The 13,594-nt window shown below is 69.4% G+C and carries 7 protein-coding genes; 5 read left to right on the top strand and 2 right to left on the bottom strand.

Annotation, left to right across the window (positions count from 1 at the left end; translation table 11 throughout):
• Positions 1-105: 105 nt before the first annotated feature.
• Entirely contained in the window at positions 106-969 is an 864-nt protein-coding gene (locus N788_RS04960; RefSeq protein ID WP_034221729.1) for an energy transducer TonB, read from the bottom strand.
• Position 970: 1 nt separating this feature from the next.
• Positions 971-1,930 carry a glutathione synthase gene (gshB, locus tag N788_RS04955; RefSeq protein ID WP_034221812.1) on the bottom strand — a complete coding sequence of 320 codons (960 nt, stop codon included), beginning with the start codon at positions 1,928-1,930 and terminating at the stop codon, positions 971-973.
• 174 nt (positions 1,931-2,104) lie between these two features.
• Here gshB and pilG point away from each other — a divergent pair, with 174 nt between their 5' ends.
• The 5 genes from pilG (at position 2,105) to N788_RS13780 (ending at position 13,577) form a co-directional block, all read left to right on the top strand.
• Entirely contained in the window at positions 2,105-2,494 is a 390-nt protein-coding gene (gene pilG / locus N788_RS04950) for a twitching motility response regulator PilG (protein WP_034221726.1), read from the top strand.
• Between the two features lie 7 nt (positions 2,495-2,501).
• Positions 2,502-3,062 (top strand): chemotaxis protein CheW, encoded by a 561-nt coding sequence (locus N788_RS04945; protein WP_051924372.1) that lies wholly within the window; start codon positions 2,502-2,504, stop codon positions 3,060-3,062.
• Positions 3,063-3,123: 61 nt separating this feature from the next.
• Positions 3,124-5,169 carry a methyl-accepting chemotaxis protein gene (locus N788_RS04940; RefSeq protein WP_034221723.1) on the top strand — a complete coding sequence of 682 codons (2,046 nt, stop codon included), beginning with the start codon at positions 3,124-3,126 and terminating at the stop codon, positions 5,167-5,169.
• A 79-nt stretch (positions 5,170-5,248) separates the two neighbouring features.
• Positions 5,249-11,857 (top strand): FimL-related protein, encoded by a 6,609-nt coding sequence (locus N788_RS04935; protein ID WP_034221721.1) that lies wholly within the window; start codon positions 5,249-5,251, stop codon positions 11,855-11,857.
• Positions 11,850-13,577, top strand: a complete 1,728-nt coding sequence (locus tag N788_RS13780) for a chemotaxis protein CheB (RefSeq protein WP_051924371.1) — start codon at positions 11,850-11,852, stop codon at positions 13,575-13,577. Before N788_RS04935 ends, N788_RS13780 begins: the two co-directional genes overlap by 8 nt.
• Positions 13,578-13,594 lie beyond the last annotated feature (17 nt).

The raw sequence follows: 13,594 nt of genomic DNA, 5'->3' as shown, positions 1-13,594 counted from the left end.
CCTCCGGTCGCCTCGTACAGCCTCGCGAAACCAAGGTCCCGAAGCCCGGAAAAAAGCTTCGCGCCTGAAGGCGCTCCTACAGGGGGCTGGGCGTCGGGGCGGGGGTCAGTCGGAGAGGACGTTGCCGTTCTGGAACTGCCAGGTGCGGGTGATGTGCAGCACGTCCACCTGTTCCGCGGTCTGCGGCAGGGGCGGGAAGGGTTCGGCCAGGCGCACGATGCGCATCGCCGCCTGGTCCAGGATGCCCAGGCCCGATGAGCTGTTGAGCAGCACGTTCTCGATGCTGCCGTCGCGGCGCACCGCCACCGTCATCACCAGCCGCCCCGACAGCCCCCGGCGACGCGCCTCCTCGGGGTAGTTGAGGTTGCCCACCCGCTCGACCCGGGCCACCCAGGCCCGCAGGTAGGCTGCGTATTCATATTCCTTGGTGCTGGCCGACACGAACTTGCGCTTGGGCCGCTTGGCCAGCAGCTGCTGGCGCCGCTCGATCTCGGCCGCCAGCCGGGCCATTTCCAGGCTTTGCTCCACCAACTCCCGGCCCGTCGGCAGCGGCTCGGTTTCGGTGTCGCGCTGGTCCTCGGGTGCCGGCAGCACCTGTTCGCTCGGGCCGGTGCTGCTCAGCAGCCGGGGCACCGGCTCCGGTTCCGGGGGTGGCGCCTGCGCCACCAGCGGCTCCGGGGCCAGGCCCTCTTCGGGCTTGGGCACCGGTGCCAGCTGTTCCTCGCGGGGGCGTTCGGCCCGTTCGCTGTCGCCGCCGCCCTGGTTGTTGGCCTGGGCGATGAAGTCGGCGTCCTCGGGCGGCGTCTCGCTGCGCGTTTCGGTGAGGATCACGTCCAGGGTCGGTGCCACCGGCGCCGGCGGGTCCAGCGCGAAGCCCACGCCCAGGATGAGCACCCCGAACAGGATCGCCGACAGCGCCAGGGTGGCGCTGAGCCGGTCGCCGGGGCCGGTGACGGGCCGGGGCGCCATCTCAGGCCCGGGCGGCGGCCCGGCGGGCCTCGATGGCGTCGAAGAGCAGGCCGGCGATGTTCAGGCCGAACTGGGCATCGAGTTCCCGGATGCAGGTCGGGCTGGTGACGTTGACCTCGGTCAGGTAGTCACCGATGACGTCCAGGCCGACGAAGATCATGCCCCGCCGCTTGAGCTCGGGCGCCACCTGGGCGGCGATCCAGCGGTCGCGGTCGGACAGCGGGCGGCCCTCGCCGCGGCCGCCGACCGCCAGGTTGCCCCGGAACTCGCCGCCCTGGGGGATGCGGGCCAGGCAATAGGGCACCGGCTCGCCGTCGACCAGCAGGATGCGCTTGTCGCCGTCCTTGATTTCCGGGATGAAGCGCTGGGCCAGGGCCAGGTCCCGGCCGCCCTGGGTCAGGGTCTCCAGGATCACGTTCAGGTTCGGGTCCGCCGCCGAGGCCCGGAAGATGGAGCGTCCGCCCATGCCGTCCAGCGGCTTGAGCACCACCTGGTCGTGTTCGGTGACGAATTCCCGCAGGACCGCCGGGTCCCGGGCCACCCGGGTCGGCGGGCAGCACTGCGGGAAGAGCAGGGCGCCCAGTTTTTCGTTCAGGTCGCGCAGGCCGGCCGGGTCGTTGACCACCAGGACCCCCTGGGACTGGGCCAGGGAGAGGACATGGCTGTCGTGCAGGTAGTTGGCGTCCACCGGGGGGTCGGTCCGCATCAGGACCACGTCCAGGGCCGCCAGGGGCCGCGAGACGGTGGGGCCGAGCTCGAACCAGCCGGCCGGGTCGTCCCGCACCTGCAGCGGCGCCACGCGGGCCATGGCGCGCTCTGCGTCCAGCCACAGGCCGCCCGGCTGCACGTAATGCAGGCGGTGGCCACGGCGAGCGGCCTCCAGCAGCATCGCGAAGGTGGAATCCTTGCCGATCTTGATCTTTCCGATCGGGTCCATCACCACGGCCACGTCCAGGGACATCGGCGTCTGCATCGTCGTATTGAGGGGCTGCTAGCGTATCAGGGCACGGGTGTGATCCCCGTCGCAATCCGCCTCCGGCTTGACACATTCCGTGTTGGCTGGGATATAAGCTGTCATTCTGCGGGCTTCCCGGAGGCCCGTATTGCCAGGGACAGCATCGTTATGGGGAGTGAGATGGACGACAACAGCCTGGCCGGCTTGCGGGTCATGGTCATCGACGATTCAAAGACCATCCGGCGGACCGCCGAGACCTTGCTCAAGAAGGAGGGTTGCGACGTCGTGACGGCGACCGATGGATTCGAGGCCCTGGCCAAGATCGCCGACCACCAGCCCCAGATCGTCTTCGTGGACATCATGATGCCGCGCCTGGACGGCTACCAGACCTGCGCCCTGATCAAGAACAACCAGATGTTCAAGCAGACGCCGGTGATCATGCTGTCCTCCAAGGACGGCCTGTTCGACAAGGCGCGCGGCCGCATCGTCGGCTCCGAGCAATACCTCACCAAGCCCTTCACCCGCGATGAGCTGCTCTCGGCCATCCGCACCTACGTCCCGGGTGGCTGAGCAGTCCATGGCAAAACACTCGTCATCGCAGAACAAGCGCCCGGGTCCGTTCGAGGTCCTGCTCGACTACGAGCAGCGCTCGCTGGCCCATGAGGCCGGTCGTCCTGAAATGGTCGAGGCGCCGGGCCACTGGCGCGGCGTTGGTTTCCGCCTGGGCAAGCGCCGGCTGGTGTCGTCCTTCGACGAAGTCGTGGAAATCCTGCCGCTGCCGCCGGTCACGCCGGTGCCGGGTGCCCAGAACTGGATGATGGGTGTCGCCAACGTCCGCGGCAGCCTGCTGCCGGTGGTCGACCTGAAGATGTTCCTGGAAGGCGAGCGCACGGTCGTGCACGAAGGCCAGCGCGTGCTGGTGGTGCGCCAGGCCGGCGGGAACGTCGCCGTGACCATCGACGAACTTTTTGGCCAGCGAACCTTCAACGACTCGCATCGGGCCGACTCGGCCGGCGACATCGAGGGCCGCTACGGCCATTTCATCGGCCAGGCCTACCAGCTGGCCGACCAGACCTGGGGTGTGTTCAGCATGTCCTTGCTGACCCGCACCCCCGAATTCCGCCAGGCCACGGCCTGATGCGGTCATACGAAGCCAAATTTTTGCAGCAGTCTTTTAATTCAGGGGATGAGGTTCAGTCATGAGCACTAACTCGCGCTCGATCACCGACAGGTTCACCAACTTCGGCATCCGGTTCTGGACGATCATCCTGATCATCTCGCTGGCCTTGTTCGGTGCGAACTTCATCTACGCCGGCTACCTCAACGAGCAGGAAAACAACGCCCGAGGCCTGACGGCGGACCTGCAGGTGCTCTCGCAGCAGCTGGCCAAGTACGCCCAGGAGGCCGTCGACGGCAACGCCGACGCCTTCGCCGAGTTCAAGGCGACCAAGGCCCGCGTCGACGAAATCGTCGCCGCCCTGCGCACCGGGTCGACCACCGAAGGCGTGCCCGGCTACGAAGACGACCCCAACTCCCGCGGCGTCGCCAGTGCGCTCGAGAAGGTGACCGACACCTGGGAGCCGATGTCCCAGGCGGCCGAAACCATCAACGCTTCCGAGGAGCAGGTGCTCAACCTCGCCGATACGGCCGGGCAGTTCATCTCCCGCGTGCCGCGACTGGCCTTCCAGCTCGACGAAGTCGTGCGCTCGCTGTCGGACGCCAACGCCCCGGCCTCGCAGATATCCATCGCCAACCGCCAGATCGTGCTCGCCGACCGCATGTCGCGCCGCGTGACGGAAATCATCGCCGGCGGCGAAGGCACGGTGTCCGCGGCCGACGCGCTTTCGCGCGACGCCACGGTGTTCTCCTCGGTGCTCGACGGCTTCCGCGACGGCAACCCCGACGCCGGCTACCAGCGCATCACCACCCAGGCCGGCCAGGACAACCTGGCGGTGGCCGAGGAACTCTGGGCCGAAGCCCAGACCGACCTCGACATCATCCTGGGCGCGTCCGCCGACCTGGCCGAAGTGCAGGGCGCGGCGACCCAGATCTCGGAAGAGTCGAACGTGCTGCTTGAAAACAGCCAGGCGCTGTTCTCCAGCTTCGACAGCATCAACTACCAGCGTATCTTCCCGAACAACTACTTCGCCATCGGCGGCGGCATCGGCGTCATCGTCGCCCTGATCGGCCTGCTGGCCACCATCTTCCGCGACCTCGGCCGCCGCGCCGCGACCACGCAGGAACTGAACCAGCGCAACCAGGAAGCGATTCTGCGACTGCTCGACGAAATGGGCGCGCTGGCCGAAGGCGACCTGACCGTCAAGGCCACCGTCACCGAGGACATCACGGGCGCGATCGCGGACTCCATCAACTTCACCGTCGACGAGCTGCGACGACTGGTCGGCACGATCAACGAAACCGCCGTGCAGGTGGCCGCCTCGGCCCAGGAAACCCAGGCAACCGCCATGCACCTGGCCGAAGCCGCGGAACACCAGGCGCAGCAGATCACCAGCGCCTCGGCGCAGATCAACGAAATCGCATCGTCCATCGACGAGGTCTCCAAGAACTCCGCCGAATCGGCCGACGTGGCCCAGCGCTCGGTGCAGATCGCCGCAAAGGGCGCCGAAGTGGTGCGCCAGACGATCCAGGGCATGGACAACATCCGTGACCAGATCCAGGAAACCTCGAAGCGAATCAAGCGACTGGGTGAAAGCTCGCAGGAAATTGGTTCCATCGTTGAACTGATCAACGACATCTCCGAACAGACGAACATCCTCGCGCTCAACGCGGCCATCCAGGCGGCCTCCGCCGGTGAAGCAGGCCGAGGCTTCGCGGTCGTGGCCGACGAAGTGCAGCGACTCGCGGAACGCGCCTCGAACGCCACCAAGCGAATCGAGGCCCTGGTCCAGACCATTCAGTCCGATACCAACGAAGCGGTCAGCTCGATGGAGCAGACGACCGCGGAAGTGGTGGCCGGTGCCCGACTCGCCGAGGACGCGGGCCTGGCCCTGGGCGAGATCGAAAAGGTGTCGAACGATCTCGCGGACCTCATCCAGAACATCTCCCAGGCGGCGCGCCAGCAGTCCACCGCGGCGACCAACATCACGGCCACCATGTCCGTGATTCAGGAGATCACCACCCAGACCTCGCAGGGCGCGAACCAGACGGCCGAGTCGATCGGAAACCTGGCGCAGCTGGCGGCCGACCTGCGTCGTTCGGTCGCCGACTTCAAGCTGCCGGGTTGATCATCCTCCCCGGCCCGCCCCTGGCCACACACCGGCATGGCCGTCCCCCCGGACGTCCCTGCCTAGACAGGACCTCGGCATGAGGCTGCACGAAAACATCGATTTCACCACGCTCACCTGGGTCAAGCCGGAACTGGACGAAACCCTTCGCCAGGCCCGGCAGGCCCTCGAGGCCTACGTTGAGGAAGGCGAAGACCCGGCGCAGCTGCAGGCGTGTTCGTCGCTGCTGCACCAGGTGCAGGGCACCCTGCGCATGGTCGAGCTCTACGGCGCCGCCATGGTGGCCGAAGAAATGGAGCACCTGGCCAAAGCGCTTCAGGAAGGCAAGGTCGCCGACCGCGACATTGGCTACGCCGCGCTGATGCGCGGCATCGTGCAGTTGCCCGATTACCTCGAGCGCCTGCAGTCGGGCCACCGTGACATCCCGATCGTGCTGCTGCCGCTGCTCAACGAACTGCGCGAACCGCGCGGCGAGAAGGGCCTGTCCGAGTCCGTGCTGTTTTCGCCCGACCTGTCGCGGCCGCTGCCGGCGTCCGCCGCCGGCCCGGCCGAGCCGCTGTCGGCCGAAGAAATGCGCCGTCGCGCCGAAGGCATGCGTGGCCTGTTCCAGTCGGCACTGCTGCGCTGGCTCAAGGACGACAACAGCCCCAACACCATCCGCGACCTCACCGACGTCTGCGAACAGCTGGTGCCGATCACCGACGCCGAACACGCCCGCCGCCTGTTCTGGGTCGCCGCCGGCACGCTCGACGCCCTCGCCAAGGGCGCGTTCGAGGCCAGCAAGCCGCTCAAGCAGGCGCTGGCCAAGGTCGAACAGGAAATCAAGCGCCTCGCCGAAGGCGGGGATGCCGCCTTCCGCAGCGATCCGCCGCTGGAACTGACCCGGCAGCTGCTCTATTTCGTCGCCCATGCACCCACCGAAGGTGGCCGCATCGGCGAGATCCGCGAAGTTTTCGGGCTGGGCCAGTACATGCCCAGCGAGTCCGAACTGGCCCACGCCCGTGGCAGCCTGAGCGGACGCAACAAGGCGCTGCTGTCCACCGTCGCCGGCGCCATCAAGGAAGACCTCCTGCGCGTCAAGGACGCGCTCGACCTGCACCTGCGCACGCCGGAAGCCAATTCGGGCGACCTGGGCGAACAGGCCGAGGCCCTGGACCGCGTCGCCGACACCCTGGGCATGCTCGGCCTGGGCGTGCCGCGCCGGGTCGTGCAGGACCAGCGCACCGCCATCCATGCCATCGCCAGCGGCGAACGTGCCGCCGACGAGTCGGCCTTGCTCGACATCGCCGGCGCGCTGCTCTACGTCGAAGCCTCGCTCGACGACCAGGTGGCACGACTGGGCGAAGCCGAAGCCCCGGCCGACGAAGAAGCCGCCAGCACCGAACGCCTGCTGCCCGGCAGCGAGGCTCGCCAGGTGCTGGAGGTGCTGGTCAAGGAGGCCATCGCCAACTTCGCCCAGGCCCGGCAGTGTTTCGTCGCCTTCGTGGAAACCCACTGGGACCACGCCCAGCTGGCGGACGTGCCGCGCCTGCTCGAGGAAGTCGCCGGCGCCCTGCGCATCCTGGAGATCCAGGACGCACCGCAGTACCTCGCCGCCGTGCGCAAGTTCAGCGAGAACGAACTGCTGCGTCGCCGCCGTGTTCCCAACGGCCAGCAGATGGACCGCCTGGCCGACGCGCTGGCCAGCCTGGAGTATTTCCTCGAGGCCCTGCGCGACCGTCGCCCGAAGCGCGAGCAGATCCTCGAAGTCGCGCGCCAGAACCTCGAGTCGCTCGGCTACTGGCCGCTGCCGGCCGAAGACCTGGCGCCGCCGGCATCGACGGTGCCCAGCGCCGCCGTGGCCGCCGCCGAACCCGAACCGCCCGCCACCCCGGTCGCGCCGCCTCCCGCGCCGGAGGAACAGGCGCCCGAGTTCCCGGATCTGGGCATCGACCTGGAGCTCCCGGCCGAACTGACGGCCGGCGACACGGCCGCCGGTCAGGAGCCGCTGCCGGCGCACGCCGAGACCGCGTCGGAACCGGCCAGCGATCCCGAGCCGGAACCGCAGCACGAAGCGCCCGTCGAGATGGTCGCCGAATCCGCCGCCGAGTCGGCGTCCGCCGCGGCGGGCCTGCCGGCCATCCCGGGTTTCGACGGGGCCAGCGACGAGATCGACGATGAGATCCGCGAAGTCTTCCTCGAAGAGTTCCAGGAGGAAATCGCCAGCCTCGAGCAGATCCTTCCCAACTGGCGCAAGCAGCCGGACAACATGGAGCAGCTGCGGCCGATCCGCCGCGTGTTCCACACCCTCAAGGGCAGCGGCCGCCTGGTTGGCGCCAAGACCCTGGGCGAGTTCAGCTGGAAGGTCGAGTCCATGCTCAACCGCGTGCTCGACGGCACCCGTGCCGCCAGCCCGGCGGTGGTGTCGCTGATCGAGAATGCCTTCAACACCTTGCCCTTGCTGCGTGCCGCGCTGCAGGGTGAAACCGTCCACGCCGACCTCAGTGGCATCGAAGCCATCGCCGACCGCGTGGCGGCTGGCGAAGAGGTGTTCTACGAGCCGGTCGCCGTTGCGGCCGCGCCCGAGGCACCGGTCGTCGCGACCGACGCGCCGCAGGCCGGGTCCGCGACGCAGGATGCCGAGGCGGCCGCACCCGAGCCGGTGGTCGAGGCTCCGGCCGAAGACGGCCCACAGGTGCCGCCGTCCACGGAGTCGGGTTTCGCCATCGACCCGGTGCTGTTCGAAATCCTCAAGCCGGAGGTCGCGGGCCATCTGGAAACCATCGACGCCTGGCTGGCCAGCTGCGCAAGCCAGGGTCCGCAGCCGGTAAGCGATCCGCTGCTGCGTTCGGTGCATACGATGAACGGCGCGTTCGCGATGACCGAGGTCACCGTGCTCACCAGCCTGACCTCGCCGCTGGAAGGCCTGCTCAAGCGTTCGCTGGCGGCGCAGGTGGTGCCGGGCCAGGAGGGCGTCGCCGCCGTCGCCGAAGTGGCGGCCGCCATCCGCGATACCGTCGACGTGCTCGAGCGGCCCGGGGCCGCGCTGCCCGCTTATCCGGAGTTGGCCGCGCGCCTGGTGGCGCTGCGCGACGCGATGCCGGAAGCGACCACGCCGATGTCCCCGATGGGGCCGGAAGATGGCCACGCCACGGGCGAACTGCCCACCGCCGTTGCCCTGGAAGCGCCTGATCTGTCCGGTTTGCCCAGCTTCGACGAGCCGGCCGCCGAGGCCAGCGACGACGTCCAGATGCCGGCGGAGAGCCCGGAATCGGAGCGCATTTCGCTCGAAGCCTTCCTCGCGGACGCGGCAGCCACCCCGGACGCGGACGCCGCGCCGATGCTGTCGGTCACGGAAGCCGATACCGGCGAGTCCATTTCCGACGAAGACGTGCAGGCCGCCGAGGCGGCCCTGAAGGCCGCGGCCGAAGCCGAAGCAGCGGAAGCTGCCGCGGCCCAGGCTGCCGACGAAGCGGCCGCCGCCGAGGAGGCTGCCCGCGAGGCCGAAGCCGCCCAGGCGCGCGCCGCCGAAGAAGCCGCCGCCCAGGCGGCCGAGGAAGAAGCCCGCCAGGCGGCGGAAGCCGCCGCCCGTGCCGCCGAGGAAGCCGCTGCCGCCGAAGCCGCCGCCGCCGAGGCTGCCGAAGCCCAAGCCCGTGCCGCCGAGGAAGCGCGCATTGCCGAAGAGGCCCGCCAGGCCGAAGAGGCCCGCGCCGCCGAAGAAGCGCGCGCCGCCGAAGAAGCGCGCCAGGCTGAGGAGGCCCGAGCCGCCGAGGAAGCACGCCAGGCTGAAGAGGCGAGGCTGGCCGAGGAAGCCGCCGCGCTGGCAGCCGCCGAAGCCGCCGCGGCAGAAGCAGCCGCCGAGGCCGCCGCCGCAGAAGCCGCCGCCGCAGAGGCTGCCGCTGCAGAGGCTGCCGCCGCCGAGGCAGCGGCCAATGAAGCTTCGTCCGGGGACGCCTCCGTCGACGAGCTCTACGGCATGTCGCTCGAAGAGCTCGAAGCCGCGACGTCGCCCGACGGCGCGCCCGCCGAAGGCCAGGTCCCGGAAGCCGATCAAACAGAACAATCCGAAGACGCCGAACCCGAGGTCGCCGAACCCGAGGTCGTCGAACCCGAAGTGGTCGAGCCCGAAGTCGTCGAGCCCGAGGTCGTCGAGCCCGAGGTCGTCGAGCCCGAGGTCGAGACCGCGGTGGCTTCCGACACCGGTTCGCGTGCCCAGGTCCCGCTGGCCATCGACGCGGAGGATCCCGACGCCGCGCTCGACACCAGCGACCTGGACGTCGAGCTGCTGGACATCTTCCTGGAAGAATCCGAAGACCTGCTCGACCATTCCGACGGCATGCTGGCCGAGCTGCGCGACAACCCGTCCGACCGCGAACTGGTGGTCGGCCTGCAGCGTGACCTGCATACGCTCAAGGGCGGTGCCCGCATGGCCGGCATCTTCCCGGTCGGCGAGCTGGGCCACGCCATGGAGTCGCTGCTCGAAGTCGTGGCCGAAGGCCGCCGCGAACTCGATCCGGCTGGCGTGGTCGTGCTCGAACGCGCGTTCGACCGCCTGCACGTCATGGTCACCCGCGTCGGTGAACGCAAGGCCATCGCGCTCCCGGCGAACCTGATCGGCCAGATCGACGCGCTCGCCAAGGGCAAGCCCCTCGATGCCGGCCACGCCACGCCCGAGAAGGCGGCCACGCCCGACGCGCCGGCCGCGCCGCGCGAAACCGCGCTCGACCGCAAGGCGGCCGAAGCCGAGGAAGCGGCGATCAACCGCGCCACCCAGATTGCCAGCGGACCGACCGTTGGCGGCATGGCCCCGCTGTCCGCGCCCATCGAGGGCCTGGGCGAGGAAGAGGACGGTTCGGGCGTGCGCGCCCCGCAGGAACAGGTCCGCATCCGCGCCGACCTGCTCGACCGCCTGGTCAACTACGCCGGCGAAGTCGCCATCTACCGCGCCCGACTCGAGCAGCAGCTCGGTGCCTTCCGCAGCAACCTGGGCGAACTGGGCCAGACCACCAGCCGCCTGCGCGACCAGCTGCGCAAGCTCGACATCGAAACCGAGGCGCAGATCATCGCGCGCTACCAGCGCGAAGGCGAAACCAGCGAAGAAACCTTCGATCCGCTGGAACTCGACCGCTTCACCACCCAGCAGCAGCTGTCGCGCTCGCTGGGCGAGTCGGCGGCCGACTTGACCAGCCTGCAGGGATCGCTCGACGACCTCGTGCGCCAGTACGAAACCCTGCTGCTGCAGCAGTCGCGGGTGAGTTCGGACCTGCAGGAAGGCCTCATGCGCACGCGCATGGTGCCCTTCGACGCGCTGGTGCCGCGACTGCGCCGCGTGCTGCGCCAGTCCAGCTCCGACACCGGCAAGCAGGTCAACCTCAAGGTCGACGGTGCCAGCGGTGAAATGGACCGCAACGTCCTCGACCGCATGACCGCGCCGCTCGAACACATGCTGCGCAACGCCGTTGCCCACGGCCTGGAGTCGCCGGAAGACCGGCGCAAGGCCAAGAAGCCCGAAGAAGGCACGGTGCGCGTGCAGGTGCTGCGCGAAGGTTCGGAAGTCGTGCTCAAGATCAGCGACGACGGCCGCGGCCTGGACAAGGAAGCGATCCGCAAGAAGGCGATCGAACGCGGCCTGCTCAAGGCCGACGCCGAAGTCTCCGACAACGCGCTGTACGGCTTCATCCTGGAAACCGGTTTCTCCACGGCCGCCCAGGTCAGCCGCCTGGCCGGTCGTGGCGTCGGCATGGACGTGGTCTACAGCGAAATCCGCCAGCTCGGCGGCACGCTGATCATCGACTCCGAGCAGGGCAAGGGCAGCACCTTCACCATCCGGCTGCCGTTCACCCTGGCGGTCACCCAGGCGGTGTTCGTCAAGATCGGCGAAACCAGCTACGCGGTGCCGATCGCCTCGGTGCAGGGCGTGGGCCGCATCGATCGCGAAGAGCTCGACAAGCAGCTCGCCAGCGGCGAACCCAGCTTCACCTACGCCGGCGAGTCCTACGCCATCCACGACCTGGGCCGGCTCATCGGCCATTCCACCGCCAAGGCCCAGGACAGCTTGCAGATGCCTCTGCTGCTGGCACGCTCGGGTGACCTGCGCGCCGCCATCTGCATCGACCAGGTGCTGGGCAGCAAGGAAATCGTGGTCAAGCCGGTCGGTCCGCAGGTCAACTCGATCCCGGGCATCTTCGGCGCCACCATCATGGGTGACGGCCGCGTGGTCGTGATCCTCGACGTCGCGCCGCTGGTGCGCCGCCAGGCCTCGGTGGACCACGCCGCGGAAGCCGCGGCCGCGGCTGCCGCGACCCCGGCGAAGGTGCATCGCGTCCCGATGGTGATGGTGGTGGACGACTCGATCACCATGCGCAAGGTCACCGGTCGCGTGCTCGAACGCCACAACTTCGAGGTGTTGACCGCGAAGGACGGCATCGATGCCATCGAGAAGATGGCCGACGTCATTCCCGACCTGATGCTGCTCGATATCGAAATGCCGCGCATGGACGGCTACGAGCTGGCGCAGAACATGCGCTCGGACGCCCGCATGAAGGACGTGCCGATCATCATGATCACCTCGCGAACCGGCGAGAAGCACCGCCAACGCGCCTTCGACATCGGCGTGAACCGTTACCTCGGCAAGCCCTACCAGGAAGTCGAACTGATGCGAAACGTGTTCGAGATGCTGGGCATGGAGCAGGAGCAGGTCGATGGCTGAGGCGGCGGTGCGCGTCGCGCTGCTTGCCCGGCCGGGCAATGCCCGCGACCAGCTTCGCCGGGCCCTGGCCGAGCTGGGTGCCGACCTGGTGGCCGAAGGCGACCCGTCCGAGCTCGACCCGGCCGACGTGGCGGGTCATTCCCCGCGCGTGGTGCTGGTGAGCCTGGAGCCGGCGATCGAAGATGCCCTGGAGCGCTTCGACGACCTGCTGGCCCAGCCCGGGGTCCAGGTCCTCTACGACGACGCCGAAGTCACCCGCGAACTCGATGGCTGGGACCTGGCCCGCTGGGCCCGTCACCTGGCGGCCAAACTGGTTGGCACCGATGTCTTGCCGCCCATGCCCGGGGGTGCCGATCCGCTGCCGCAGATGGATTTCTCGCGGATGGAGCCGGGTGCGCCGCCCAAGCCCGCCGACGTCATGGCCGGTGAGCGGCTCGAGGATTACGCTTCCGAGTCCGTCGACCTGTCCGAATGGGTGCCCGCCGAGCCCAAGCTCTCGGACGAGCCCCGATCCGATGACGGTGCGTCGTCGGCGAGTGCCGGCGCGTCCGACGAGGTCGACCTGGACCTGGAGCTGGACCTCAGTGGCCTGGAACAGGCCCTGGCCGGCGGCGGCGACTCGGATCCCGCCCCCCCGGCCGATGACGGCGCCGATGAGGATGCCGGGATGGATTTCGGTGACAGCCTGTCGCTCGAGGACGAAGACAGCCTGCCGCGCCTGCAGGACGACGCGCCCCAGGACTTCCGGTTGGCGGACGAGCCTGGCGACGAGCCCCTGCTCGCCGACATGGAGCTCGCCGACGGCCCGGTGAACTTCTCCAGCTTCAGCGACGAGGATGCACCGCCGGCCGACGCCCTCGACGACGACGTCGCGGCGCTGGCCGCGCAGCTCGAGGCCTTCGAAGCCAACGACCAGCGCCAGCAGCCCGCCGATCCCACGTTCGACCTGAGCTTCGACGAACCCGATGCGCAGGCGCCAGCGGAATCGGCACCGGCCGCCTCGCCGCCGGCTCCGGCGCCCGCGCCCGCGGCCGGCACCAGCAGCTTCGGTGGCTTCGGCAACCTGGAGCTGGCGCCGATGGACGACGCCCCGCCCGATGAACCCGTCGAAGTCGCCTTCGCCCCGGTGTCGGAGACCCCGCCGCCGCGCAACAGCCGCCTGAGCCTGGCCGAACAGGACGCGGCGCCCAGCCAGTCCATGCATGCCGGCGCCTTGCTGGTGCTGGCCGGACTGGGTGGCCCGGATGCGGTGCGCCAGCTGCTGGCGGCGCTGCCGGTCAACCTGCCGCTGCCGGTGCTGCTCTACCAGCACCTGGACACCGGCAAGCACGACCGCCTGGTCGGCCAGTTGTCCAAGGCCAGCCAGATGCCGATCGATCTCGCCCAGGAAGGCAAGCTCGCCTTCCCGGGCCGCGTCGTGGTGTTGCCGCCCGGCATGGGCGCGCGCCGCGACGGCAACAACCTCGCCTTCGCCAGCGGTGGCCTGGCCGACGTGCTGGACGCACTGCTCCCGGCCGAAAGCGGGGTACTGGTGCTCAGCGGCGCCGACCCGGCCCTGGTGGCGGCGGTGATCGAAATCCACGCGGCCGGTGGCCTGGTCCTGGCCCAGGACCCGTCCGGCTGTTTCGACCCCAGCGCCGCCGAGGCGGTGGCGCAGGCGGGTGCCGCCTCGGGCGCGCCCGCCGAACTCGCCGCGCGCGTCGTCGCGCGCTGGCATTGAAGATGTTTTCCGGAGGA

Origin of the sequence: Arenimonas donghaensis DSM 18148 = HO3-R19, from assembly GCF_000743535.1 — a bacterium.
Classification (GTDB): Bacteria; Pseudomonadota; Gammaproteobacteria; order Xanthomonadales; family Xanthomonadaceae; genus Arenimonas; species Arenimonas donghaensis.
This window is presented reverse-complemented; position numbering and strand designations above follow the sequence as displayed.

What these genes read in the sequence shown, in the direction of transcription:
- N788_RS04960 (WP_034221729.1), bottom strand. Translation starts at nt 969, where the DNA reads ATGGCGCCCCGGCCCGTCACCGGCCCCGGCGACCGGCTCAGCGCCACC.
- gshB (WP_034221812.1), bottom strand. Translation starts at nt 1,930, where the DNA reads ATGTCCCTGGACGTGGCCGTGGTGATGGACCCGATCGGAAAGATCAAG.
- pilG (WP_034221726.1), top strand. Translation starts at nt 2,105, where the DNA reads ATGGACGACAACAGCCTGGCCGGCTTGCGGGTCATGGTCATCGACGAT.
- N788_RS04945 (WP_051924372.1), top strand. Translation starts at nt 2,502, where the DNA reads ATGGCAAAACACTCGTCATCGCAGAACAAGCGCCCGGGTCCGTTCGAG.
- N788_RS04940 (WP_034221723.1), top strand. Translation starts at nt 3,124, where the DNA reads ATGAGCACTAACTCGCGCTCGATCACCGACAGGTTCACCAACTTCGGC.
- N788_RS04935 (WP_034221721.1), top strand. Translation starts at nt 5,249, where the DNA reads ATGAGGCTGCACGAAAACATCGATTTCACCACGCTCACCTGGGTCAAG.
- N788_RS13780 (WP_051924371.1), top strand. Translation starts at nt 11,850, where the DNA reads ATGGCTGAGGCGGCGGTGCGCGTCGCGCTGCTTGCCCGGCCGGGCAAT.